Origin of the sequence: Flavobacterium sp. C3NV (assembly GCF_046825355.2) — a bacterium.
GTDB lineage: Bacteria > Bacteroidota > Bacteroidia > Flavobacteriales > Flavobacteriaceae > Flavobacterium.
Genome location: NZ_JBKQBJ020000006.1, coordinates 156,158 through 181,311, shown reverse-complemented (window position 1 = coordinate 181,311; position 25,154 = coordinate 156,158). Strand labels below are relative to the sequence as shown.

23 protein-coding genes are annotated in these 25,154 nt (G+C 34.0%); 9 read left to right on the top strand and 14 right to left on the bottom strand.

Annotated elements, in window-relative coordinates; genetic code table 11:
- Positions 1–194 precede the first annotated feature (194 nt).
- From ACIDC4_RS11030 to ACIDC4_RS11015, 4 genes are all read right to left on the bottom strand, one after another.
- Positions 195–755, bottom strand: coding sequence for an AraC family transcriptional regulator (locus tag ACIDC4_RS11030; RefSeq protein WP_412045563.1), 561 nt, complete (start codon positions 753–755; stop codon positions 195–197).
- A 2-nt stretch (positions 756–757) separates the two neighbouring features.
- Complete coding sequence (locus ACIDC4_RS11025; RefSeq protein ID WP_412045564.1) at positions 758–1,288, bottom strand: DUF3347 domain-containing protein; 531 nt, start codon at positions 1,286–1,288, stop codon at positions 758–760.
- A 177-nt stretch (positions 1,289–1,465) separates the two neighbouring features.
- A complete protein-coding gene (locus ACIDC4_RS11020; protein ID WP_230032821.1) occupies positions 1,466–1,849 on the bottom strand; it encodes a hypothetical protein in 384 nt (127 codons plus the stop codon).
- Between the two features lie 72 nt (positions 1,850–1,921).
- Positions 1,922–2,755 (bottom strand): AraC family transcriptional regulator, encoded by an 834-nt coding sequence (locus tag ACIDC4_RS11015; protein ID WP_230032819.1) that lies wholly within the window; start codon positions 2,753–2,755, stop codon positions 1,922–1,924.
- Positions 2,756–2,857: 102 nt separating this feature from the next.
- Here ACIDC4_RS11015 and ACIDC4_RS11010 point away from each other — a divergent pair, with 102 nt between their 5' ends.
- From ACIDC4_RS11010 to ACIDC4_RS10995, 4 genes are all read left to right on the top strand, one after another.
- Complete coding sequence (locus ACIDC4_RS11010) at positions 2,858–4,024, top strand: MFS transporter (RefSeq protein WP_412045565.1); 1,167 nt, start codon at positions 2,858–2,860, stop codon at positions 4,022–4,024.
- Between the two features lie 581 nt (positions 4,025–4,605).
- The gene (locus tag ACIDC4_RS11005) at positions 4,606–7,839 is read left to right on the top strand and encodes a SusC/RagA family TonB-linked outer membrane protein (protein ID WP_412045566.1); all 3,234 of its coding nucleotides are present in this window, start codon (positions 4,606–4,608) and stop codon (positions 7,837–7,839) included.
- 16 nt (positions 7,840–7,855) lie between these two features.
- Positions 7,856–9,649 carry a RagB/SusD family nutrient uptake outer membrane protein gene (locus ACIDC4_RS11000; RefSeq protein WP_412045567.1) on the top strand — a complete coding sequence of 598 codons (1,794 nt, stop codon included), beginning with the start codon at positions 7,856–7,858 and terminating at the stop codon, positions 9,647–9,649.
- Between the two features lie 33 nt (positions 9,650–9,682).
- The gene (locus tag ACIDC4_RS10995; protein WP_412045568.1) at positions 9,683–11,251 is read left to right on the top strand and encodes a DUF5123 domain-containing protein; all 1,569 of its coding nucleotides are present in this window, start codon (positions 9,683–9,685) and stop codon (positions 11,249–11,251) included.
- Between the two features lie 141 nt (positions 11,252–11,392).
- On the opposite strand, the gene ACIDC4_RS10990 is transcribed toward ACIDC4_RS10995, so the two are convergent.
- The 9 genes from ACIDC4_RS10990 to ACIDC4_RS10950 all read right to left on the bottom strand — a co-directional run bounded on the left by ACIDC4_RS10990 (position 11,393) and on the right by ACIDC4_RS10950 (position 17,617).
- A complete protein-coding gene (locus tag ACIDC4_RS10990; RefSeq protein WP_412045569.1) occupies positions 11,393–11,965 on the bottom strand; it encodes a pentapeptide repeat-containing protein in 573 nt (190 codons plus the stop codon).
- A gap of 40 nt (positions 11,966–12,005) precedes the next feature.
- Positions 12,006–12,206, bottom strand: a complete 201-nt coding sequence (locus ACIDC4_RS10985; RefSeq protein ID WP_412045570.1) for a hypothetical protein — start codon at positions 12,204–12,206, stop codon at positions 12,006–12,008.
- A 70-nt stretch (positions 12,207–12,276) separates the two neighbouring features.
- Positions 12,277–13,197: a helix-turn-helix domain-containing protein gene (locus tag ACIDC4_RS10980; protein ID WP_412045571.1), complete on the bottom strand. Its 921-nt coding sequence runs from the start codon at positions 13,195–13,197 to the stop codon at positions 12,277–12,279.
- A 2-nt stretch (positions 13,198–13,199) separates the two neighbouring features.
- On the bottom strand, positions 13,200–13,763 hold the full coding sequence (locus ACIDC4_RS10975) for a DUF6642 family protein (protein ID WP_412045572.1): 564 nt from the start codon (positions 13,761–13,763) through the stop codon (positions 13,200–13,202).
- A 334-nt stretch (positions 13,764–14,097) separates the two neighbouring features.
- Entirely contained in the window at positions 14,098–14,289 is a 192-nt protein-coding gene (locus ACIDC4_RS10970) for a hypothetical protein (protein WP_412045573.1), read from the bottom strand.
- Positions 14,290–14,330: 41 nt separating this feature from the next.
- Positions 14,331–14,720, bottom strand: a complete 390-nt coding sequence (locus tag ACIDC4_RS10965) for a hypothetical protein (protein WP_412045574.1) — start codon at positions 14,718–14,720, stop codon at positions 14,331–14,333.
- A 250-nt stretch (positions 14,721–14,970) separates the two neighbouring features.
- Entirely contained in the window at positions 14,971–15,297 is a 327-nt protein-coding gene (locus ACIDC4_RS10960; protein ID WP_121322022.1) for a DMT family transporter, read from the bottom strand.
- Between the two features lie 65 nt (positions 15,298–15,362).
- Entirely contained in the window at positions 15,363–15,926 is a 564-nt protein-coding gene (locus ACIDC4_RS10955; protein ID WP_412045575.1) for a Crp/Fnr family transcriptional regulator, read from the bottom strand.
- A 188-nt stretch (positions 15,927–16,114) separates the two neighbouring features.
- Entirely contained in the window at positions 16,115–17,617 is a 1,503-nt protein-coding gene (locus ACIDC4_RS10950; protein WP_412045576.1) for an aminotransferase-like domain-containing protein, read from the bottom strand.
- 43 nt (positions 17,618–17,660) lie between these two features.
- Here ACIDC4_RS10950 and ACIDC4_RS10945 point away from each other — a divergent pair, with 43 nt between their 5' ends.
- The 5 genes from ACIDC4_RS10945 (at position 17,661) to ACIDC4_RS10925 (ending at position 23,538) form a co-directional block, all read left to right on the top strand.
- Positions 17,661–19,523 carry a TonB-dependent receptor plug domain-containing protein gene (locus ACIDC4_RS10945; RefSeq protein ID WP_412045577.1) on the top strand — a complete coding sequence of 621 codons (1,863 nt, stop codon included), beginning with the start codon at positions 17,661–17,663 and terminating at the stop codon, positions 19,521–19,523.
- 179 nt (positions 19,524–19,702) lie between these two features.
- Positions 19,703–20,551, top strand: a complete 849-nt coding sequence (locus tag ACIDC4_RS10940; RefSeq protein WP_412045578.1) for a helix-turn-helix domain-containing protein — start codon at positions 19,703–19,705, stop codon at positions 20,549–20,551.
- Positions 20,552–20,630: 79 nt separating this feature from the next.
- Positions 20,631–21,356, top strand: a complete 726-nt coding sequence (locus tag ACIDC4_RS10935; protein WP_412045579.1) for a siderophore-interacting protein — start codon at positions 20,631–20,633, stop codon at positions 21,354–21,356.
- A gap of 139 nt (positions 21,357–21,495) precedes the next feature.
- Positions 21,496–22,755, top strand: coding sequence for a putative DNA modification/repair radical SAM protein (locus ACIDC4_RS10930; RefSeq protein ID WP_412045580.1), 1,260 nt, complete (start codon positions 21,496–21,498; stop codon positions 22,753–22,755).
- Positions 22,756–23,538 carry a TIGR03915 family putative DNA repair protein gene (locus tag ACIDC4_RS10925; protein WP_412045581.1) on the top strand — a complete coding sequence of 261 codons (783 nt, stop codon included), beginning with the start codon at positions 22,756–22,758 and terminating at the stop codon, positions 23,536–23,538.
- A 26-nt stretch (positions 23,539–23,564) separates the two neighbouring features.
- Here ACIDC4_RS10925 and ACIDC4_RS10920 read toward each other — a convergent pair whose 3' ends face one another.
- Positions 23,565–25,145 (bottom strand): Na+/H+ antiporter, encoded by a 1,581-nt coding sequence (locus tag ACIDC4_RS10920; protein WP_412045582.1) that lies wholly within the window; start codon positions 25,143–25,145, stop codon positions 23,565–23,567.
- Positions 25,146–25,154 lie beyond the last annotated feature (9 nt).

Genomic DNA, 25,154 nt, shown 5'->3' with positions numbered 1-25,154 from the left:
AAGTAAGATCTACAACGGTTTGTATAATTATGAGAATGATTTGTAATATTTAGGAAAGAGTATTTAACCGCAAAGGGCGCAAAGTTTTTTTGGATATGCTTGGTTTTATAAAAACGCTAAGTTCGCAAAGCTTTGTCTAAAATAACTTTGCGAACCTTGCGTAAATCTTTGCGCCCTTTGCGGTTAAATAAAATTTACAAATTCTCTATTTGAATGCGTTTTTTATCTTTCAACTGCTTGAAATAAGTAGGCGTGAAACCAGTAATTTTTTTGAACTGATTACTTAAATGAGCAACATTGCTATAGTTTAACATATCAGCAATTTCGCTTAGCGAAAGTTCATTATAAATCAAAAGCTCTTTTACCTTTTCTATTTTTTGGCTGATAAAGTATTTTTCGATCGTAGTATTTTCAATTTCCGAGAACAGATTACTCAGTGTGCTATAATCCTGGTTGAGGTTTTCGACCAAATAATCAGACAAATTAACTTTAAGTTCGTTGTTTTTATGATGAACCAAATCGACAATTAGATTTTTAATCTTTTCAATGGTTTTACTTTTTTTATCATCAATAAAATCAAAACCCAAAGCTTGCAGATTTTTAAGTAAAATCTCTTTCTGAGAATCGGTAATATCATCTTGCAGTTCGACTTCGCCTAATTCAACAGCAATAGTCTGAAGTCCGAGTTTATCCAACTCAGACTTCACAACCATTTTACAGCGACCACACACCATGTTTTTGATGTAGAGTGTCATATTTATTTGATGGTTTCTACCACGTTTCCGCAAGTCAGCATCGAAGAACCATAATACGGATTCTTAACTGCTTTTTCTTTGCTTAACCAGTCAGCATCTGCCATTGGGCAATATTGTTTGTAAACAGCGACATCAGATTTAGAAACTTTAATTAAATCGTAGGTATTTTTTGAAAGTGATTTAAAAGTTTCACGTTGTTTTTTAAGATCTGAAGTACCTGAAATGCTTTTGGCATCAGCGGTTAATTTTTTTACCACTTTCATCCAAACAGTATGCTCGTTACTTTTTAGTTTGTCCATTTTTACTGCAGTAATTGCAGCTAATAAATCATTGGCTTTCGCCGAAGTTAATTTTGCATCGCTTTTTATTAAAGCATCTTTTACCGTAAAATAAGCATCATAAACAGTTTGTAACTGACTAGAATCAACATCTTCATTTGTAGTTATTACTGTTTTTATTGTTGTTGCCTGAATAGTATTTGCAGAAAATAATAATGTGATTATTACTGCTATAGTTGAAATTGTATTTTTCATTGTATGTGATTTTTGATAGAGAATGTGAATTTATCCTCTAAGTTAAATAATTTTATTTTTTAATTGAATGTTTAATCTCGCAAAGTCCCAGTGACACAAAATGTGATTTTTTTTCGCAGAACCTTACAGTCTTAGAGCCTTAACAGCTAAACCTAATTATGGCTGTCAGAAATAGAATTATTTTATTTTTGGTGGTAACCAGATCGAAGTAAAACCATCAGAAATACTAGCATTATTGTAGTATGAGATTTGTTTTTTTGTAGAAAAATTAAAAAGATTATTGCTTAAATCAATTTCGTTTGTGATCAGGCTCAATTGCAGAAATGAAGTTGTACAACCTGAATGGTCGCATTTTCCGTTGCAGCCATGTTGTCCTTTTTTATCTTCTTTGGTTTTCTTACAACAATCTTTCTGGCAAGAATCTGTACTTTCTTTTTTTGAAGTTTCCTTCTTTTCGCATGACATTTTCTCTTCAGTTCTTCCACAAGCATAACCCGAATTGGACATCAAAAAGAAGCCAAGAGTTAAAAAGAGAAATAATATGTGGAATTTCTTAGTCAATGAAATTGTTTTTTGAAAGTACAAATTTAGATATTTTTTTTAAGAGCAACTATATATTTAAGATTTCCAATTTTAAGTTTTTTTAAAATCGGTAGGTTTCATGTTTTTTCTTTTTTTAAAATAGTTCGAAAGATGACTTTCATCTGTAAAACCAAACTCATATGCTATTTGTTTGATAGGAAGCTGATTGTTGTGAATTCGTTTTTCGATCAGAGTAGTTCTCAAATTATGAATATATTCACGATAACTAATAGAAAATGTTCTTTTGAAATAAGCACTAAAATAGGTTTCGGCAATATTAAAATGATTCGCAATAACCTTTATCTGAACCAGTTTTGGCTGATAAATGTTCTGATGAATATAAGATGTGATTTGTTCGTTATCAATTGAATTTCCTTTTACGACAAGATTTTGGCCGCGCATGGTTTCTTTAATTAACCCGAAAATCGAAAGAATCTGGTAAAATACAATAGGAGAGGTCGAAACATCGGTTTTACAATTATAAGCAGCAATGTTCTCGATTGTGTTTTTTAATATCGTTTTGCAGGGATCATCTAGTTTAAGGACGGTTTCTTTTAATGTTTTATCGCGCATGAAACTTTCCGGGGTATGAATTAAAAATTCATCGCAAGTAAGATTTTGTTTCGAGTTGAAATAATTATCGGTAAACTTAATATAGAAAAATCGAGTACTTTTTTTAATATCAAAATAATGCTCGTCTTCCGGAGAAATCACAAAAAGATCACCTGTTTTATAAGGTAATAAGTTGTTGTTTAGATGATGAACGCCGTTTCCTTTTTTGATGTAAATAATTTCATAATAAGTATGCGTGTGAGGCGGAAGGTGAAATTTCTCATCTTCAAATTCATCAATCACCAGAGTTTTGAATTGATTTAATATTGGCATAACTTAAATTTACAAGTTTATATCGCAAATATACAACTAATTTTCTGTTTAACAGCGTTAACTTTGCACCATAGAAAATCTATTCCTTTCTTATAAAAACAAATGAAAAAAAGTCTTATCGCACTCTCATTAGGAGGATTAACTATCGGTATTACCGAGTTTGTTATGATGGGTTTGTTGCCAGATATTGCCTCAGATATGAAAGTCTCGATTCCGGTTGCAGGATATTTAATTTCTGCTTACGCACTTGGCGTTGTTATTGGAGCTCCTTTATTAGTAATCCTTGGAAGAAACTTTCCGCCAAAAAAAATGCTTTTAATCTTAGCATTGATGTTAACCGTATTTAATGCGCTTTCGATCATTGCACCTACTTATAATTTTTTATTCGCTTCCAGATTTCTTTCCGGATTGCCACACGGAGCCTTTTTTGGGGTTGGAGCAGTTGTAGCGAGCCGTTTGGCTGATAAAGGCAAAGAAGCTCAGGCTATTGCAATTATGTTCTCAGGTCTAACATTGGCCAATTTAATAGGTGTGCCTATTGGTACTTATATAGGACATCATTTTATATGGCGTTATACTTTTATATTAATTGCTATTGTTGGTCTACTTACGTTTTTGTTTATTTCTTTATGGATGCCAAACTTAGAAAAAAGCGGAAACGTAAATATGAAAACGCAACTGCAATTTTTCAGGAAAACCGAGGCTTGGTTAATCATCGGTATTACTGCCATTGGATTTGGAGGATTATTTGCCTGGATCAGTTATATCGCACCTTTGTTGATTAATGTTTCTAAATTTTCAGCAGAAGATGTTTCGTATATTTTAATTTTAGCTGGTTTAGGTATGGTTGTTGGGAATTTCCTTGGAGGTAAATTAGCCGATAAATATTCGCCGGCACCAACAGTATTAGCTTTGTTGTTTGTAATGTCGATCGATTTGATTCTGGTGTACTTATTTTCATCCAATCAATATGTTTCTTTATTCCTGACTTTTCTAACAGGAGCTATTTCTTTTTCGGTTATTGCGCCTATCCAAATGTTAATGATCAAAACGGCTAAAGATGCTGAAATGATTGCTTCAGCTGCACTTCAGGGAAGCTTTAATATAGGGAATGCTTTGGGAGCCTTTTTAGGAGGTTTGCCTTTGGCAGCAGGATACAGTTATGCTTCGCCAAACCTTATTGGTGTGGTAATGGCAATTATCGGAATGATTATTACTTTTGTTCTAATGCAAAAACATAAAAGCAATTTGCAATTGCAACGTGCTTAAGTAACATGTAAAAATTTTATTTCTTAAATTATACAGCCTTTAAACGGAATCGTTTAAAGGCTTTTTTTGTGCTATAATTAATTACTTCTTCTGTTTAAACTATCCTTATTTCTATATATGAATGTCATAGGACGGACATGGAGAGTTTCTTTTTCTTGTTTCACACTTCCTTTTAAGAATTTTTATCGTCTTGTTTTGATCATTAATAATTTTACAATCTTTATTGATGTAATCGATTGTTTTTTCTTTAAAATCGCAATGAATTCACAAAAAACAATAATATAATTCATATTTTTATTTAGCTAAAATTACATAAGTCGTATAAAAAAGGCGTTTTATTTTTAATGCTTTATTTTATTTATGAAATTATTATGAATTTTAACTTTTTATATAAAAAAAATATTTATGTTTGTGTAATCGATTACAACTTTTTATTGTCGCACTAAAAAGGAGCTGTTCATAAAATTAAAAGCAGTATTATTCTCAGTTAGGATAACCTTTCGTAAATAAAAAGCTTAATAAATTACAACCTGAAAAACCACTTAAAAACAATAAACTATTAATAACTTAAACAATCAACCATGAATTTTAAAGATTTATTTAACAAAGGAACCAATTGTTGCTTTGCAGTTGTTTTCTTATTGTGTTTACTGACGAGCAATCGAATGAATGCCCAGACTGTAATACTTGAAGGAACAGTAGTAGATGCTGCAGGATTGACTTTACCCGGTGTTAATGTATTAGAAAAAGGAACAAAAAATGGTGTTTCGACAGATTTTGACGGGCATTATAAAATAAAACTTTCAAATCCGAAAGCAGTAGTTACGTTCTCGTATATAGGTTTCAAGATGCAAGAATTAGCTGTGTCTGGAAAAACAAAATTAGACGTTGTTTTAGCAGAAGATTCACATGCATTAAATGAAGTTGTAGTTGTTGGATACGGAACAGTAAAAAAATCAGATTTAACAGGTTCTGTTGCTTCAATTTCAGGTAATGATTTAAAGAAAGTTCCTGTTTCTAACGTTGCAGAAGCTTTAACCGGAAGAATAGCAGGGGTTCAGGTTACTTCATCCGAAGGTTCTCCGGATGCAGAAATAAAGATTAGAGTTCGTGGTGGCGGTTCACTAACACAAGATGCTTCGCCTTTAATTATAGTAGATGGTTTTCCTGTAAATAGTATGAATGACATTGCATCTTCGAATATTGAATCAATGACCGTACTAAAAGATGCATCTTCTACAGCAATTTATGGTTCAAGAGGTGCAAACGGTGTTATTATTATTACGACTAAAACAGGGAAAGACGGAAAAATGGCAGTTAGCTTTAATATGTTTTATGGTATGAAAACAATGGCTAATGATATTGATGTTCTTCCTGTTGATGATTTTGTAAAATGGCAATACGAATATGCTTTGCTTAGCCAGACAGATAAAACTATTGTAAGCAATCCAACTTCTTATACCAAATATTTTGGTAACTGGGCCGATCGCGATTTGTATAACGGTGTGAAAGGAACTGATTGGCAAAAACAAATTTACGGTCGTCGTGGTGAAGTAAATAGCCGTGATTTAGGAATTCGTGGAGGAAATGACAAACTTAATTATAATTTCAATTATTCCTATTATGATGAGAAAGCAATCATGATTGGTTCTAATTTTAAAAGAAATAATTTATCATTGGCACTAAAAAATAAGGCAAGTGACAAAATTGATCTTGCTTTTACAGTACGTTACTCTGATACAGAGATAGATGGAGGCGGTAACAATGATCAAAAACAATCTTCATCACTTGACAGCCGTTTACGACATAGTGTTGGCTATTCTCCAGTTCCAATGCCGGGATTAACAACTGATAATGAAGACCAAACGGTTAACAGTTATTTAGTAAATCCATTTTTAGTTGTAAGTGATAATGATCGTCAGCAATCTAGAAAAAATTACAATTTATTAGGAAGCTTTGGTTGGAAACTTGCTAAAAATCTAAAATTTCAAAGTGAGTTTGGATTGGATAATAATAATTCTACAGATTATCGTTTCTACGGATCAACTACCTATTTTTCAAGTACTGCAAAATTTGGAGCAGGAATGCCGGCTATGGTAATGAGTGACCGTAAAGATGTACGCTTTAGAAATGCCAATACATTAAATTATGATTTTAAAAATCTTTTAGGAGCTAATCATCATTTGACAGCACTTTTAGGAGAAGAAATGATTACGACTACTTCAAATAATGTGACAACAACAGTTCTAAACTATCCTAGTTTCTTTGATTTGGATGAGGCAAGAAAATTGACAACTCAGGGAACCCCGCTTTCCGTTGACAATTTTTACAGCCCTGATGATAAATTACTGTCGTTTTTTGGTCGTTTAAATTATGATTATAAAGATCGTTATTTATTGTCTGCATCTTTTCGTGCAGATGGTTCAAGCAGATTTCTAGGAAATAATCGTTGGGGATATTTTCCGGCAGCTTCGGCAGCATGGAAAATTTCTGAAGAAAGTTTCTTGAAAAATACATCCTGGTTAAATCTTCTTAAGTTTAGAGTAAGTTACGGAGAAGCAGGTAATAATAATATTCCGGTAGGACAAACAGTTCAAAGCTATCAATCAAGTACTAATAGCAGTATGAACGGTTTTGATAATTATTGGTCACCATCGAGTGTTTTAGCAAATCCAAATTTAAAATGGGAAACTACTGTAACACAGGATTTGGGTCTTGATTTTGGATTTTTCAAAAATCGTTTAAGCGGAACTTTTGATGTGTATAAAAATGTTACACAAGATTTGTTAATTGAATTTCCGGTAGGAGGTACAGGGTATAAGACACAGTTTAGAAATATGGGAGAAACACAAAATAAAGGTTTCGAAGCTACTGTGAATTTTATAGCAATTGAAAAGAAAAATTATGGTTTAAATTTTTCTGTTAATATTGGTATTAACAAAAATAAAATTAACTCTCTTGGTGTAATGGATAATTTTGGAATGAATACCAATTGGGCATCAACAGATATTGGTAACGACTATGCTGTAAATGTGGGTTCTCCAATAGGGTTAATGTATGGTTATCAAAGTGATGGCAGATATGAAGTTTCAGATTTTGATTATGTTGGAGGAAAATATACTTTAAAAGCAGGTGTGGCTGATGCTACAAGTGTTATTGGTACTGTTGTACAGCCAGGTATGATGAAATTAAAAAATACTGATGGTTCTACAGATAATAAAGTTACCGCATCAGATCAAACAATTATTGGTAATTCTAATCCTAAAAGTACAGGAGGATTTGTAATTAATGGTAATGCTTATGGCTTTGATCTTTCTGCAGCTTTCAATTGGAGTATAGGAAATGATATCTATAATGCAAATAAAGCAGAGTTTTCAACATCAAACAGAAATGGGCAATACAAAAATTTAAGTTCTGAAATGGCAGATGGTAAAAGATGGACAAGTGTAGATCCTGTGTCAGGACAATTGGTAACAGATCCTGCTACTTTAGAGACTCTAAATGCTAATACGACAATGTGGTCTCCTTATATGAAAAATTTTATGTTTACAGACTGGGCGGTAGAAGATGGTTCTTTCTTAAGGCTGAATACACTTACTTTAGGATACACCACGCCAGAATCATTTACTTCTAAGTTGGGAGTAAGTAAATTAAGATTCTATTTTACGGCAACGAATGTTTTTGTGATTACAAATTATTCTGGTCCGGATCCTGAGGTGTCAACAATAAGAAGAACACCACTAACACCGGGAGTTGATTATTCAGCATACCCGCGCAGCAGACAATTGGTTTTTGGTTTAAACCTTAATTTCTAATTTAAAATTTATCAAAATGAAATATAAAGTAATAATAGCAGGATTGCTTGTCTCAGGTTTATTGGCTTCTTGTCAGGATTTAGGTGATGAATACTTTGATACGCCTGCACAATCAACATTAGGAGACGAAATTATCTTTTCTAATGCTGAATTAGCACAAGGTGCTGTTGATGGAATAAAAATCTCATTTGGTGAAGAGCAGTCCTACAGAGGAAGACTTTTAGCGTACCAGGGATTAAATACTGATACGGAGTGGCTTTTAGCTTCTTCCAGTGATAACGCCAAATCAGATTTGGTAATCTATAATGCTAAGCCTGACAATACAGAGATGAACTCTCCAAAAAATGCCTGGGCAATGATGTATGAAGGAATTGAGCGCGCCAATTTATGTATTAGAGGTTTGCGTACTTACGGAGATCCTAAGCCTAATAGCGCATTAGGACAGTTATTGGGAGAAGCGCTAACACTACGTGCTATTTATTATGCTGATTTGGTGAGAAACTGGGGAGATGTTCCTGTTCGTTTTGAGCCTGTTGTAACGGCAACTATTTATATTCCTAAAACAAGCCGTGACGAAATTTACAAGCAATTAATTGCTGATTTAGACGAGGCTTCTGATTTGGTAGCATGGCCTAATGCATCTTCGGCAACTGCAACTACAGAACGTGTAAATAAGGCTTTTGTAAAAGGTTTGAGGGCTCGTTTGGCCATGATGGCAAGCGGCTATCAGCAATATCCTGACGGAGTTAGAAGGAGTAAAGATCCTGAACTTTCTGTGGCTAATATGTATAAATTGGCATTAGATGAGTGTCGTTCTGTAATTAATAGTGGTTCTGCACATTTAGAGCCAACTTTTGAAGGGCTGTGGAGAAAATACAATCAGGAAATTTTAACGGCTGGTGGTGAGTCTCTATGGGAAATTCCTTTTGGACCTACGAGAGGAAGAATGTTATATACTCTTGCAGTTAGACACGATGCTGTAGATCAGTTTCAAGGTATGGGAACAAACAAAGGTGGTGCTAATGGACCATTACCATTCGTTTACTATGACTACGATCAGGCTGATACCCGCAGAGATGTTACTTGTGTTCCTTATAAATGGGGGCCTGTAACAAACGGGAAAGCAAAACAAGAACTTACAGATTTACAAACCTGGTATTTTGGTAAATACCGTTTTGAATGGATGAACCGTTTTGTTAGTGCACCAAATGATGATGGTGTAAATAAAATTTATATGCGATATGCAGAGGTACTTTTAATTGCTGCTGAAGCTGCTAATGAATTAGAAGGGCCGGCATCTGCATCAGTTTATTTAAAGGAAATTCGCCGCAGAGCTTTTGCTTCAGGAAGTCAGGCTGTAAAAGTAGATGCTTATGTAGACGCATTGACCAGTAAAGAAGCAATGATGAACGCTATTATTGAAGAAAATAAATATGAATTTACCGGAGAAATGGAACGCAAATATGCGCTTATACGCTGGAATTTATTAAAAACAAAATTAGATGAAGCCAAAGAGAAAATGACTAATCTGAAAGCCCGTACAGGTTCTTATCAGGACGTTCCTTCAACATTGTATTATAAATACAAAGATGATGGAGTTACTTTGGATATTTATGGATTAAACCGAGGAGAAACTTTGGCTCCGACAGGGTTTACTTCTAAAGCTTGGGATAAATTAGAGGATAATAAAATAAGCACTTTGTACAAGTTAGGAGTTGATCCTGATAAGAGACAATTTTGGCCAATTTGGCAAACGTTTATTGACGGAAGTAATGGGCAATTGACAAATGACTGGGTTTTAGGTAACTAATCACAATTAACAAATAAATTATAGTTTATAATTATGAAAGCAAAATATATATTAAAAGGATTGCTGGCTATGTTTTTATTGCTAGTTGCCAGTTGCGAAAGCTATAATGAAGGAGTTTTAGAAGATATTGGAGCGAGCAGAGCATTTTCTCCAATAGAACTAAAAGCCTTTGTTAGAAATCAAACCTCAGTAGAATTAAACTGGACAGTAAAAGATGATGTAGATCATTATGTTGTAGAATTTAGTGCAGATGATACTGAGTTTAAAACGATCTACAAAACAGTAAATGTATTACCTACAGAACTTCCTGTAACAATTCCGTTAGAAGGAGAAACCCTTTATTCAATCAGAGTAAAAGGAGTAAGCGCAACAGGAGCAGCAGATTCTAAATGGTCTATTGTTACAGCAAAAACATTAACAGAGCAAATTTTATTTCCTGTCGAAGATATTGATGTTGAGGCTAAACAAGTTACTTTAAGATGGACGCCAAATAGTACTGTGACTCAAGTTTCTATCAATCCAGGCAATATTGTACATACTATAACTCCTGCAGAAAAAACAGAAGGGGTTGCAGTTATAACCGGATTAGCAAGTGAAACAGATTATACAGCAACTTTACTTAATGGAACTAAAACAAGAGGAGTTAGGACGTTTAAAACCGGAATAGATATTGGAACCGGAATTTTAGTAAAACCTACCGATGATTTAAATGCGGCTATTGTTGCTGCTCCTGCAGGTTCTACACTAGTGCTTATGCCTGGAGATTATCAGGTATTTAAGGGTGAAATTATTTTAAACAAAGCAATTACAATAAGAGGATTACGTGCAGGCGATAAACCGTTATTGCATGTGAGATTTACACTTAATGCCGGCACAGGAAATGTTTCGTTAATTGATTTAAATTTGGAAGGAAGTACTGCTGGCGATACTAGTTTTATTACAATTAATACTCCTAGTGCAACTTACGGTGATATATTAATTAGTGGTTGTTATGTACATGATTATTTACGAGCTTTAATTTATGGAAGTGTTAATTTGGCAAAAGTAAATTCATTTACTGTAGATAATAGTATAGTTGAAAATGTAAGTACAAATGCGCAAGCTGAAACTGTAGATTTTAGAAACACGTATGTAGCAAATATCGTATTGAAAAATAGTACATTTGACTCTTGCTCAATCGGACGTGAATTTGTTCGTGTAGATAATGCCGGCTTAACAGGTACGGGTTTAACAACAAATGTACTAATTGACAAATGTACTTTGTACAATGTTTCAAGTAACGTAGCGTCGAAAAGAATTTTATATCTTCGATTTGGAGCCAATACTTCTACTGTAAGAAATACAATAATTGCGTCAACAACTGCAATTTATTCGAATCAGAACGGATCAGGAACACCTACGGCTCCACCAACATTTGCAGGTAATAATTATTTTAATGCTAGTTTATTATATACAGTTGGTGCTGCGGCAATAACAGTTGATAAATCGACATCATTTACAACATTAGATCCTCAGTTTGCAAATGCTGTCGGAGGCGATTTCACAATAAGTAATCAAACCCTAAAAGACAACGTAGTGGGTGACCCTCGTTGGATAAAATAGTTCATTTTTAAGTGTTAGTTAGAAAAAAAGGGATGTAGCTTTAGGCTATATCCCTTTTTTGTTTTAAGATTAAGTAGTTCAAAGGTTTTTAAATCCAGAACGGAAATCTGAGATTAGAAACTGCGACCGTAAACTTTTTAGTTATTCAATATCCAGATCAAATTTTTCTAATAATCCGGCAAGTGCGGCATGAGATACTTTAGTTCTTTTTATTTTATTTTCAGAGGGATCAAAGGCATAATTTCTGGAAGAACGAAAATCAGTTCTTTCCAAAATACAATCCTGAAAAGTAGCATTGGCAAGATCACAATTTTTAAATACAGCTAAAGACAAATCAGTATTCGAGAAATCGACGTCTTTTAGCGAGCAATCGATGAAGTTTGTCTTCTTTAATTTTTTATAAATAAAAGTCGAATAGTCCAAAAGGCAATCCTGAAAAGACATCGAAAATAAAAAACTATTACTGGCACTGAAATCTAGTCCCATTAATTTACAACCGATAAATTTGATGTTTTTTAATCCTGTATTTTTAAGGACAGAAAGCGAGAGATTGCAGTTTTTAAAAGTACAATCAAGAAAATCGATAGAACTGAAATCACTTTTAGAAAAGTTACAATTGATAAACTCGCAGTTTACGAATTCGTTATCTGATAATTTTTGATCCGAGTAATCAATAGTGTCAAAAGTTTTGTTCTGGTGCAATGCAGTATTCATAATAATAAGTTGAGGTTTGAAAGAGTTTTAAAAAAGGCAGTTACTCTAATTCGATACAATCGAAAACTTCATTTTTTAGAACCGTTTCGTTTATTTCGTCTTCGGTGTCAATTCTTAAAATGTTATCACAATCTTCAAGATCAAAATTCCATAAAGCGTGTGGCAGCAATTCCTGAAGTAGTGCATTTGCGAATTCTAATTTCGAATTTGTATCAACGGAAGTTTTAAAAACATAAATCATAATTTGCTTTTTTTTACTTGGCAAATTTCAATAAATGCTTTTCGTTTTGATAGGATTCTACAAGCAATAATTAGGACTTATCAATCAATTTTCGATACTGGATAGGAGTGATTCCTTCATATTTTTTAAAAAACCGACTAAAGTAAGAATGATCCTCATGTCCTACCTGCATTGCAATTTCGCTTATAGAAAGAGAGGTTTGAAAGAGTAAATATTTGGCTTCGAGTAAAATGGTTTCGTCAATCCATGTGGCTGCGGTTTTGTTAGTGATGGCCTTGACAGATTTATTCAAATGATTTGGGGTAATATTGAGTAAAGAAGCATAATAATTGACCTGATGATGTGTTTTGATATTGGTATAAATAAGCTCTTTAAACTTATTGGTAATCACTTCAGCAGCCGAAATACTTTTAGCACTTTTAACCGAATTTTTATTCATTTCGTAAAACAGTGTAATCAAATACGATTGCACAATATTAAGATTTGCGGTCGAGGTTTCAGAGTATTCTTTGTGAAGTCGCTTCAGAATGGCTGTAATATCAGTAACATCGTTAACATCCAGCGTGATTTTCGGGTTGCCGGAAATTTTCATAAAATCAAATTCATTAATCATTTCACGGCTGCCGTATTTTCCAATTAAAATATCAGGATGAAATTGGCATATATAGCCTTTATGTATATTATTAATATTTTCAAGTGAGAAAATCTGACCGGCCGGTATCACAATGATTTCATTATCTGTAGTAGTATATTCCTGATACCCCAATTTCATAACATGCTGACCTGAGGAAATAAAAATTAAGGTATGACAAGAATGTTTAGAAGGTGGAACAGGATACTGCATTTGCATTACTTCCTCAATTTCAAGACAGAAAAAATGATCTGAATTTGATTTGAAAAGCAAATGAATAGGATTATCTTCTCCCAGAAACTTCTCGCGAAAACCTGTTGGACTATAGGTTTTTATTTTCTCAATTGTCTTTGCTTTCATATTCAATAATACAATCTAAAATCGAGCAATTTGCACAAAGCATAATGTTTTTGATACAATTCTTCTACCACTTCGGTGATATCATCATTATCCTGATACAAACTAAAAAAGGCTTTATCGATTGTGCTGGAACTGGCAATTTTATTATAAGTAGATCCGTAACCTGAAATGGCGCGCGCACCTGTTATGTCTAGAAAATATTGAGCTTCTTCGTCATTTAAATCCAATACTTTCAAGTTGGCAAAATGAATGATTTTACCTTTCATCTTCCCTTCAAAAAGTTCGGCTATTTCTTCCAGACTGTAATAATAATCATGAAGGCAAATAGTATTGGCTTCACCTGGCATTACCAGATAAATGATCTCATAATCCTTAAAATTATGATCTTCATAAAGCAATACATTCAAACTTTCTTCAAGACCTTCAATCGTATCGCAGGTTTTGTAAATACTGGCAATACCCTGATCAATAGCAATTTCTTCCAGGTTCTTTACCGCTAAAGTTTCTCTGTCATCGTCTACGTCTGGAACACCTTCGAGGCAGAAGATGAATTTTTCGTAATTCATACTATTGTGTTTCGGGTTGCTGATAAGTCTTTGTTTTTCCTATCTCACAAAAGTATTTTTTATTGGCGAAAAACTACTATACGAAAAGTTTTTTAACGCATTTTTGACATTGAAGAAATACGTGTTCTTTTGTTATCCCGATTTCTATGATTTTTTTTTAGGAGCTAATCCCGCTATTCGTTCCAATCTTTTGTTCCGAACCCCGGAACAAAAGGATTTCCACTTCTATCGGGGCTAGGTCTCCGCAAAGAAGGGCATTTTTTTGTTGATTTAGCAAATAGGATTTACTTATCGGAGTGAAAAGCAAAGTTTTTAAAACAAAATAGTAGATTGTTTAATTTTTAATTCGTTTCGAATATAAGTTCATTCCAAAAATAATTCCTGATGAAACAAATGGAACAAAAGCAGAGATTTGCCAGAAAAGATCTGTTCCGGTTTTTAGTCCTGTATTTGATATCTCGTATATTCCGAAACCAATAAATAAAACACAAATGATTAATAGAGCAAATTGAATTTTATAGTTCATCCTCATAGTTTTTATGATTTTATAAAATTAAATAAAAATAGTTACTCTGCCCTGTTCAAAATTAAAAATTTATGCCACCATTTTGGTGCTGCTTCCTGTAGCGTTTCGGTATAATTGATGATGGTAGATGCTCTTTTATTGCCACAAGCAGCACAAAAAGAAGCTTTGGGAGTTCTGTACGGTTTAGCACAATTCTCACATGCAGAACCATACAAGTCAATTCGGTGGTGCATGATTGCATTAGGATTGGTTTCGTCAAATCCTGTTAAATCTTTATAATACCCGAGCAAGTCTTTAAAACGCGTCCTTCTTGTCATATTACATTTTCCTGTTTGAAAACCATCACGATAAAGCTTAGAGGCTATTTTATATTCCTCTTCATCAAGCATAGGAACTTCCATTTTGCAACGCCAACACCAAAGATTTTTCATGGTTTTCTTTTTCAGGTTTGAAATGTATAATGAGTATCTTTTTGTAATTTTTAGCTAAATATCTTGCTAATTTATAATCGTTTATTGAGAATAATTTACGGTTTCTCACATTCTGCAAACAAAATTCGCTTTTTTAACATTTATAACACTACGTAGAAATACCTGATTTTGAAGAAACCATATAAATTACAGACAAAAAAGCGGATTAGTTTATACTAACCCGCTTGTCTTGTATGCCAAAAAATATATTTTAGTGAGATACCGCTTTTAAACCTATAATAGAACCAATAAGTGTTGTAATAAAAAAGAGTCGCCAGAAATTAGCCGGATCTTTAAAGATTAAAATACCAATTAAAACAGTTCCAACGGCTCCAATACCTGTCCAAACGGCATATGCGGTACCAATAGGTAAAGTTTGTGTCGCTTTCATCAAAAGTCCCATACTCACAATAAGGGATATTAGAAAACCTGTATACCACATGTACATTTCATTTCCGGTTGTTTCTTTTGCTTTTCCTAAACACAATGTAAAGCCTACTTCAAATAAGCCGGCAATAATTAAAATAATCCAGTTCATATCTTTTTTTTGCAAAGGTTAGAAAAGGAATTGGCTGGGGATTTTACATTTGTTAAAAAATGAAACTATTTTATTTCGGCTCGAATTCTGCTCAGACTTACTTGAGAAATTCCTAAATAAGAAGCAATATGTCCTAATTGAACCCGCTGAATCAAATGCGGATAATCAATAAGTAATTCTTTATAGCGTTCTGTAGCAGTACGAAACTGACGTGAGATCAGTCTTTCTTCAGTTTTTACGAGTTCTTTTTCAGCAAATTTTCGTCCCCAGTTGGCAATATTGATGTCTTCTTCAAAGAGTTTCTGTAGTTTTTCAGATTTTAATTCATACAAATCACAATCTTCCAGAAGTTCAATATCTTCATATCCTTTCTGATTAGCGACATAACTTTTCATTGATAAAACTGTGTCTCCTTCTTTACCAAACCAAAAAGTAACCTCGTTATCATCGCGATTAGCATAAGCTCTTGCAATTCCCTTTCGAATAAAATAAATATTGGTTTCAATTTTATCAGCGCGCAATAAAATATGGCCTTTAGAGAAATGTACTTCTTTCGCACAATTTTGAAGTTTTAGTTTTGAAAGTTCCGGAAGAGGATATATCAGGTCAAGAATTTGCTCTATTTCCATGTTATGTTTTTATTTTTTATTTAATCAAGTCACAGATTTACTTCGTTTGTTCGATTTTCAGTCTCGAGTCAAGAAAGTATTTTTGCGACTTTGACAAAGAGTTACTAACTTAAAAAAGAGTTAGATAAAATTAAAGGTTTATAAAAAAAAACTGCTAAATCTGCGTGAAAAATATCTAACACTTAGATTTATAAAATAGCATCAAGAGACTGTCGTAAAATAGTTACAGCATTTTCCATTTCAGATGGATCAAAATGTCCAAAACCTAAACGCGTTGCCGTAAGATTTTTGGTTTGATATAAAACTGTTTTGGGCAAAAATAATCCATTTGCGGCACATTGTTTCTGCAATTGTATCAAATTAAAGTTGTCCTGCCATTCTACCCAAATCGCCAGACCTCTTAACGGAACCTGAAATTTGATTTTTCCTTCCAGCTTTTCTTTCAATAATAAAACAAAATTATCCCTGCGTTCTTTGTAGATTTTTTTGTTTTTTTTCGAAAGGCGATGCACTTCACCTTCCTTGATCCAATCGGTTAAAACCTGTTCTTTTATTACATCAATTCCCGGCTCGAGAATATTTTGATGTTTTTCGAGCTCTTTTATAAATGCAGATGGTGCAGCAATAAATCCGTAACCAAAACCTGCCGGTAAAGACCTTCCAAACGATCCAATGTAAACCACTCTTTCATTTGAATCTAAAGCGGCGAGAGGCAATACGGGATTATTGTCGTAATGAAAATCAAAATCGTAATCATCTTCTATAATTACAAATCCGTAGCGGTTGGCCAATTCCAGAACTTCCATTCTTCTTTTTGCACTTAGTGAAGTTGTTGTTGGATAATGATAATTCGAGGTCAAATACAAAATTCTGATTTGATGTTCCTCGCAAATTTGTTTTAACTGTTGGGTATCGATGCCGTCTTTATCAACCGGTATTGTGATAATTTGTGCGCCACTATCAGACAATGTCATATTAGAAATATAATATCCCGGAGAAGCCACCACCACTTTATCGCTTGGAGAAATGAGTAGTTTGGTTACCAGATACAAACTAATTTCATGACTGCTTGTAGTCAATAAATTAGAGGTTGAAATACGAATTCCTCTCGTTAAATTTAAAAAATTAGAAAACTGGGTTTTAAAATTCAAATGCGATTGCGCCTGAATTTGTTCCCAGGTTTTGGTGGTTTTTTGGTTTTTTAGTTTAGAAACATACAATCTTGCCAGAACATCACTTTGCACCAATCGCAAATCAGGCAAACCATCATTAAACTGATACGGTAAATTGCTGGTTTCTTTTGGATTTTCAAGAATTGTAGAATGCTTAAAAGTAAAACCCTCGTTTGCTTTTGAAACATTTTTACTTTCGTCAGTAAAATCGGCTTTGTTTTTTTGTTGTTTTTCAGATAATATAAACGTTCCCTTGTTGGGCAAAATTTCGATCCAGCCTTGCAATTCGAGATCCTGAAAAGCTTTGATCAAAGTGTTCCTGTTTACTTCTAAAACTTTGCATAATATACGGGTTCCCGGAAGTTTTGTACCCTCTGGAAGTAAGCCTATTTGTATCGCTTTTATAAACTCAAAAACGATTTGCAAATACAAAGCGGTAGTTTCTTCCGGCTTAAGCTGAATGAAACTTTTAAAAGGAATTTGAACCGGACTATCCATTTTTGTAAAACTGGTATACATTAGTAGTACGGCAAGATACTACTTTTGCAAAAAATTAAAACAAATGACAAAACTTTATTTTGCTGCACTGACTCTATTAAGTGTTAGTTTACAAGCTCAGGTGCAAAAAGATACCATTAATATTGATGAAGTAATTATTCATGAAAACAGGTTTAGTACACCAATATCCAAGAAAAACAGAAACGTATATGTAATTGATCAGGCCACAATTGCAAAATTACCGGGACGATCTGTTCAGGAAATTCTGCAATATGCAAACGGAGTTGACCTGAGACAAAGAGGCCCTTTTGGAAGTCAGGCCGATGTAAGTGTAGACGGAGGAAGCTTCGAGCAAACCGTTGTACTTATAAACGGAACTAAAATAATAGATTCTCAAACGGCGCATAATATGCTGAATCTGCCTATTCCGGTTGAGGTAATCGAAAGAATTGAAATCATCCGCGGGCCGGCTGCGCTTACCTATGGCGTAAATAGTTTAACCGGAGCGATTAATATTATTACCAAAAAACCAACGCAATCCGGGTTTTTAGTCAATACTTATGCAGGTTCGAACTTCGAAAAAGATACACAAGATACAGGCGATACCTTTTACGGAACCGGAATTCAGGTGGGTGGTGTTTTAAGCAAAGAGAAACAGCAACATTCACTTTTTGCTTCGCATGATAAAAGCAACGGATACCGATATAACACAGCTTTCGAAAATAATAAAATCTTTTATCAGGGTAATTATCAATTGAATAATGCCAACGAAATTTTAACTTCATTTGGTTATATCAAGAATGGTTTTGGTGCCAACGGATTTTATGCGGCTCCGGGAGATAAAAACTCAAGCGAAGTGGTACAAACAACTTTTGCATCGGTACAATCGAAACATCAACTGTCTGAAAAATGGACTTTGATGCCTAGAGTAAGTTACAGATACAATTATGATGATTACCGTTATTACGGAATTTCGAACTTAAATGCGGGTAGGAGTCAGCATTACACCAATTCAGTTGCAGCGGAATTGAATACTACTTATAAAATGGAAAAGGGAGAACTAGGCTTTGGAGCAGAAGTAAGAACGGAAGATATTAGTTCGTCTAACATTGGAGATCATAATCGCGACAATTACGGAATTTATCTGCAATACAGAACGACTTTTATCGATAAGCTTGATGTAAATTTTGGAACCTATGTCAATTATAATTCCGATTATAAATGGCAGGCTTATCCGGGACTTGATGCAAGTTATGCTGTAACAGATGCTTTTAAGATCATCGGAAATATTGGTACAAGTCAGCGTATTCCTTCGTTTACAGATTTATATCTTAACCAGCGTCCGGGAAATATTGGTAACGCTAATCTGGATACCGAAAATGCTTTTCAGAGTGAAATAGGATTCAAATACATCAAAAGAGATTTTAGTTTTAATGCCAATTATTTCTTCAGAAAGATCAGCAATTTTATCGACTGGACAAGAAACGTAACAACCGAGCCTTGGCAAAGTAACAATTACGGAAACCTGAATACCAATGGTTTCAACCTGCGTACCAATTACAGAGTCAATTTTTCTAACGATTCTAAGTTGAATATCAATCTGGCATATTCTTATCTTGATTTTAAATTTCAGGATGTAATTTCGACTGTTTATGCGAAGTATTTGGTCTCATCTCTGGAACATCAGGTAACCAATACAATAGATTTTCAACATAAAAATTTCACCGCTTTATTCGCCACTCGTTTCAGTCAAAGAGTAACCGGACCATCTTATTGGGTAAATGATTTTAGAGTAAGTCAATCGATCAAAAAAGTAACGGTATATGTAGATGCTCAAAACATTTTTAATGCGACTTATTATGAATTAGGTGCGGTGCCTCTTCCTTCAAGATGGTTTAGTCTTGGAGTGAAATTTGTGACTTTCTAAGCTTTTTTACTTTTAAAATAAAGATATAAAATCCCTTTAATCAGTTAATGGTTAAAGGGATTTTGCTTTTAAAAACAGATTGTTTGATATCGATAATTAGTTTAGTATTAATTTTCTAAGTTTGTACAAACCTCATCGTTTAGAATTTACTCGTTATTCATAACTCCAAAAAATACAATTTGAAAATTCCTGTTTACAATCAGAGCTCAGAAGCAGTTGGTGGTATTTATATCGCCGAATTATCTTTATTGGGAGTAGATTCAGAATCCATAAATAAATTAGGAACGCATCGCGATGATTTTTATATTTTGTTTGTATTGACCAAAGGAAAAATGATCATGGAGTGTGACATGATAGAGGTCAAAGCAAGTGCGTTAAGTATTGCAATAGTCAAACCTTTTCAGATTCATGCGCCAAAAATGGTTTCGCCGGATGCAGCTGGATACTATATTAGTGCCGCCCCATTTTTAATTCCGAATGATTGCGCAGCTGTTTTTGAGAACCTGAAAATTACAGATCAGTTCAATAAAATTGATAAACTCGAGAAGAAGGATCTTTTGCAAACCATTACGTTATTGCATCGTTCTTTCGATAAAGCGATTTCGAATAAAACCGCTATTGTCAATGGTCTTTTTAATGCTTTGGTTTACCGTTTTGTCAATATTTATTCAGCATCTAGTACTTCGGTATCAGAACTTAAAAATCAATCGATGCTGATTTATTCTAATTTTAAACAATTAATTTCTGATGCTACCTTTTTAGAAAGCCCTTCTTTTTTTGCTGAAAAATTAAATATTACTACTTCGCATTTGAATTATTGTGTAAATGCTTCGACTGGTAAATCCGTTACGTATTGGTTACAAAATGCGATGATTTTAGAGGCACAGCGATTTTTGTATTATACAGAATATGATGTCAAAGAGATCGCTTTTATGCTAGGCTATGAAGACCATACTTATTTTTCGAGATTATTCAAAAAAATAACCGGTGAAACCCCTTTAGTTTTTAGGTTGAAATTCCGCGAATAGTCCAATCATCCCTATTTCTTCTGCAATCTGTTTTTTAGGTTTTAGTTTCAATTTTGCATTGAAATTAAAACATACCATTATGAATTCGATGCCTAAAATTATTGGAGATTTTATGGAACTTGCCTTTAGCAGTAAAATTTGCAAAGTAAAAGTTACAGATACTAAAATGCTGAGCCAAAATATAAAGAGAATCAGGTTCAAAGGGCATTTTCCGCACATCAATTTTAAAATTGGCCAAGCCATAATTATCAGGATTGATGATACCAATTACCGAAATTATACGCCCAGTAAATGGAATAGTGAAAAAGGAACATTTGAAGTTATTTTTCATATACATAAAAATGGTCCGGGAAGTTATTTCATCGAAAACCTAAAACCAGATGATCAAATAACGGTGGGAATGCCGCGAGGTTTTGAATTTTTTAAAAAAGAAGAAAAATACCAGTTTTTTTATGGAGATGAAACCTGCATTAGCGTTTTTAAAAGTTTTAAGGATGAAATAAATGCTAATGAAAATAATTACCTCGGTATTTTAGAACTGGATCCTGATGATATGGAAGTTGCTGATAAGTTAGGTTTTTCGGTTGATATTGTTCCAAAGTCTGCCAACAAAGCCGAATTTGCAATAGAAACACTAAATAGATTAGATGCTAAAATTTGGGATTTATGGCAACATGGACAATTTTATTTAATGGGAAATGCCAAGTCTATTCAGGCGTTTAGAAAAGTCTTAAAAGAAAAAGGTGTTCTCAATAAAAAAATCTATACCCAGGCTTATTGGGCTGAAGGGAAAATTGGATTATAATCACATAATCAAAGAGTTGAAGTTGTATAACTTAATTTTGATACAATTTAGAACAATCAATTTCAGATTTTTTGCATCATAAAAGAGTAGTTTTGAGGTGAAACAAATTTAGTTTTTTAACCACAAAAAAAGGCTCAAAATGGTACATGAAAGAGTGATGGAGAAGTTGTCGATTTTGGCTGATGCGGCGAAATATGATGTTTCATGTTCGTCAAGTCAAAGCAATCGAAAAAATAAGGATAACGGATTAGGAAATGCAAAAGGATATGGTATTTGCCATTCGTATACCGAAGATGGCCGTTGTGTTTCGTTGCTGAAAATTTTACTGACCAATCATTGCATTTTTGATTGTGCGTATTGCGTAAGCCGAAAAAGTAATGATGTAAAACGCGCTGCTTTTACAGTGCAGGAAGTGGTTGATCTTACGATTGGTTTTTACAGAAGAAATTATATCGAAGGATTGTTTTTGAGTTCCGGCATCTTTGATAATCCGGATTATACGATGGAACGTTTGGTGAGGATTGCCAAGAAATTACGATTAGAAGAAAATTTTAATGGTTATATACATCTTAAAGCCATTCCGGGAGCCAGCGATGAATTACTGCAACAGGCCGGAATGTACGCCGATCGATTGAGTGTAAATGTCGAAATGCCAACAGAGAAAAGCCTGAAATTATTGGCACCGGATAAAAATCATATCGATGTGATCAAACCAATGGAATATCTGAAAAATGAAATTGTTGGTCATAAAGAAGAGAAAAAACTCAATTATAAAGCGCCAATTTTTGCTCCGGCAGGGCAAAGTACACAAATGGTGATTGGTGCAACGCAGGAAAATGATATGGAAATTCTGGGAATGGCCAATTATTTTTATGATCAAATGAACATGCGACGCGTGTATTATTCAGGATATGTACCCATAAGTTATGATACCAGACTTCCTGCAATAGGAACTCCCGTGCCTATGATTCGCGAAAATCGTTTGTATCAGGCCGATTGGTTAATTCGTTTGTACGGATTTAATGTAAATGAAATCGTAGGTTTTGATCAGCCTAATCTGGATCTTGATATCGACCCAAAATTAGGTTGGGCGCTGCGCAATATGAATCAGTTTCCGGTTGATGTAAATACAGCCGATCTCGAACTGATTAAGCGTATTCCGGGTATCGGGTTTTTGAGTGCAAAAAAAATTGTTGCAGCAAGAAAATTTAAAAAACTAGTTCCTCAGGATTTACAAAAATTAGGAATAGCCTACACGCGCGCCAAATATTTTCTGGCATTTGCAACGCCTTTTCAATTACAAAAGGATTTAACTTCTATTCAAATCAAGGATCATATTCTCAATACTCAAAAGAGTAAATACAAGAATGACTTTTCGAATCAACTTGCTTTATTTTAAATGACACAGGTAATTTACGATGGAACTTATGAAGGCTGGGTTACAGCCGTATTCGAAATTTATGAATATAAATTGCAGGATATTGTTTTTGCCAAAAACGAAGCTTCTGCCGATTTGCTTTTTTCTACCAATCATACAGTGATTACAGATGAGGTAAAAGTAAAGCGCGTTTTAAGCGGATTACAAAAACGCCTTTCGAAAAATGGATTTCACGGTTTGTATAATGCCTTTTTATCAGAAACCAATAAGATCGAAGAAATCATGTTTCGATATGTAGCATATGTACTCTCAAGTACTGTAAATGTTGAAGACGATTTTAGTAATAATTATGTTTTAGAACTGCGAAAAGCCATTAGACTAACCGGAAAAGAATCACATCGAATGGAGGCATTCGTCAGGTTTCAACTAACAAAAGACCAATTGTATTATGCAATCGTCGAACCGGATTGCAATGTTTTGCCCCTTATAGAAAATCATTTTAAAAGCCGTTATGCTGATCAGCGCTGGTTAATTTATGATGCCAAACGTAAATATGGTATTTATTATGATCTTAAAAATGTTTCGACTGTAGCTTTACAATTTAATACTGAATCTAATTCCTCTAAATTTTTAGCTGAAATAGGCGATGAAGGCGAAGAACTTTTTCAGGATCTATGGCGCAATTATTTCAAGAGTGTCAATATTGAATCCCGAAAAAATACAAAACTTCATTTGCAGCACATGCCAAAACGATACTGGAAAAATCTAACAGAGAAAATCCCGGATATCAAGGGTCGCGTTTAGTGGTGTAATGCTTTAATAAATGTCTTTTAGAGATAACGCAATTTTTCCTCTTCGATATCTAAATAATGCATTTGGCGTCTAATAATGGTTTCATCCATCGTTTGATCTTCTTTATTTTTAGCGATCAGCCATTGTCTTTGCTTGTTTAATAAATCAAGATAAATTACTTTAAGTTCCTGGCCTATTGCTTCATCATCAATGCCGTTGCTGTATTGTTCCCATTTGTGAATAAGATGTTGTAGCGAAGTATTGTTTTCGATCTGATCGCTATAATTGCTTTTAAGATAATTTAAAGCAAATTCGGCCAATTCGTGGCGTAAGTTATTATGAACTTCTTCTTTTGGCAGCGGATCATAAACATCTGTAAGATTGATTTTTTTAATGAAATAAGGCAATGTTAATCCCTGAATGACCAGCGTTAAAAGAATAACGATAAAGGTGATAAACAAAATAAGATTTCGCTGCGGAAAACCGTTTCCATTATCCAAATAAACCGGTATAGACAAGGCAGCGGCTAATGATACCACACCTCTCATTCCCGTCCAACCCAATATAAATGGAGTTTTGTAGCCAGGATTTCTGCTATCGGCAACGGTAATAAAATTTCGCGCAATGAGTGTCACGACAACAGCACCATAAGAGGATATAATTCTACTGATAATTAAAACAAATGTTATCAGAACGCCATAACCAATTGCTGACGAAATGCTAACAGCCTCGACTTTAAGTCCGTTTGTAATTTGAGGCAGATCTAAGCCAATCAGCATAAAAACAAAACCATTGAGGATAAAAGTAAGACTCTGCCAAACATTTATACCCTGCAAACGAGATCTGCTGCTCAAAAAGCGGTGTCGGTTATTAGACAATAGCAATCCGCCACACACTACGGCCAATACACCTGAACTGTGCACTTCTTCGGCAGCGAGGTAAATAATATAAGGTGTAGCTAATGATAAAACGATATCTACATTGGCATCTGTAGGCAAATATTTGTGCGCCTTCATAAAAATCCATCCAATTAATAAACCAATTCCAACTCCGCCAAAAATCATCCAGCTAAAACTTACTGCGGCTTTGTAAAATATAAATTGCTCTGTCGCTACGGCAATCATTGCAAATCTGAAAATAATTAAGGAAGAAGCATCATTTAGTAAACTTTCGCCTTCTAAAATCGATGAAATAGTTTTGGGTACTTTTACAAATTTCAAAATAGCACCGGCGCTTACCGCATCAGGAGGAGATACAATTCCGCCCAGGACAAAACCCAATGCTAATGAAAATCCCGGTATGATATAATTAGCAACTAATGCTACAGATAGAGCCGAGACAAATACAACGACAAAGGCAAAACTGGTAATAATGCGTCTCCAGCGCCACATTTCTTTCCATGAAACTGTCCATGCCGCTTCGTACAACAATGGCGGCAGAAATATAAAGAAGATAAGATCAGGTTCGATTTGTATTAAAGGTACTTTTGGAATAAAACTGATAACCAATCCAGCCAATACTAATAATATTGGATAAGCTACTTTTATTTTATTAGCTAACATTATCAGTAATATAATGATAATTAACAGACCTAAATAAAAAGGGAAATTCTCGAGCATTCTTTTGGT

What these genes read in the sequence shown, in the direction of transcription:
- ACIDC4_RS10980 (WP_412045571.1), bottom strand. Translation starts at nt 13,197, where the DNA reads ATGAAAGCAAAGACAATTGAGAAAATAAAAACCTATAGTCCAACAGGT.
- ACIDC4_RS10990 (WP_412045569.1), bottom strand. Translation starts at nt 11,965, where the DNA reads ATGAATACTGCATTGCACCAGAACAAAACTTTTGACACTATTGATTAC.
- ACIDC4_RS10950 (WP_412045576.1), bottom strand. Translation starts at nt 17,617, where the DNA reads ATGTATACCAGTTTTACAAAAATGGATAGTCCGGTTCAAATTCCTTTT.
- ACIDC4_RS10920 (WP_412045582.1), bottom strand. Translation starts at nt 25,145, where the DNA reads ATGCTCGAGAATTTCCCTTTTTATTTAGGTCTGTTAATTATCATTATA.
- ACIDC4_RS11015 (WP_230032819.1), bottom strand. Translation starts at nt 2,755, where the DNA reads ATGCCAATATTAAATCAATTCAAAACTCTGGTGATTGATGAATTTGAA.
- ACIDC4_RS11000 (WP_412045567.1), top strand. Translation starts at nt 7,856, where the DNA reads ATGAAATATAAAGTAATAATAGCAGGATTGCTTGTCTCAGGTTTATTG.
- ACIDC4_RS10965 (WP_412045574.1), bottom strand. Translation starts at nt 14,720, where the DNA reads ATGAAAAATCTTTGGTGTTGGCGTTGCAAAATGGAAGTTCCTATGCTT.
- ACIDC4_RS11025 (WP_412045564.1), bottom strand. Translation starts at nt 1,288, where the DNA reads ATGAAAAATACAATTTCAACTATAGCAGTAATAATCACATTATTATTT.
- ACIDC4_RS11010 (WP_412045565.1), top strand. Translation starts at nt 2,858, where the DNA reads ATGAAAAAAAGTCTTATCGCACTCTCATTAGGAGGATTAACTATCGGT.
- ACIDC4_RS10995 (WP_412045568.1), top strand. Translation starts at nt 9,683, where the DNA reads ATGAAAGCAAAATATATATTAAAAGGATTGCTGGCTATGTTTTTATTG.
- ACIDC4_RS10945 (WP_412045577.1), top strand. Translation starts at nt 17,661, where the DNA reads ATGACAAAACTTTATTTTGCTGCACTGACTCTATTAAGTGTTAGTTTA.
- ACIDC4_RS11005 (WP_412045566.1), top strand. Translation starts at nt 4,606, where the DNA reads ATGAATTTTAAAGATTTATTTAACAAAGGAACCAATTGTTGCTTTGCA.
- ACIDC4_RS10955 (WP_412045575.1), bottom strand. Translation starts at nt 15,926, where the DNA reads ATGGAAATAGAGCAAATTCTTGACCTGATATATCCTCTTCCGGAACTT.
- ACIDC4_RS10960 (WP_121322022.1), bottom strand. Translation starts at nt 15,297, where the DNA reads ATGAACTGGATTATTTTAATTATTGCCGGCTTATTTGAAGTAGGCTTT.
- ACIDC4_RS10930 (WP_412045580.1), top strand. Translation starts at nt 21,496, where the DNA reads ATGGTACATGAAAGAGTGATGGAGAAGTTGTCGATTTTGGCTGATGCG.
- ACIDC4_RS10985 (WP_412045570.1), bottom strand. Translation starts at nt 12,206, where the DNA reads ATGATTTATGTTTTTAAAACTTCCGTTGATACAAATTCGAAATTAGAA.
- ACIDC4_RS11030 (WP_412045563.1), bottom strand. Translation starts at nt 755, where the DNA reads ATGACACTCTACATCAAAAACATGGTGTGTGGTCGCTGTAAAATGGTT.
- ACIDC4_RS10925 (WP_412045581.1), top strand. Translation starts at nt 22,756, where the DNA reads ATGACACAGGTAATTTACGATGGAACTTATGAAGGCTGGGTTACAGCC.
- ACIDC4_RS10935 (WP_412045579.1), top strand. Translation starts at nt 20,631, where the DNA reads ATGAATTCGATGCCTAAAATTATTGGAGATTTTATGGAACTTGCCTTT.
- ACIDC4_RS10970 (WP_412045573.1), bottom strand. Translation starts at nt 14,289, where the DNA reads ATGAACTATAAAATTCAATTTGCTCTATTAATCATTTGTGTTTTATTT.
- ACIDC4_RS10975 (WP_412045572.1), bottom strand. Translation starts at nt 13,763, where the DNA reads ATGAATTACGAAAAATTCATCTTCTGCCTCGAAGGTGTTCCAGACGTA.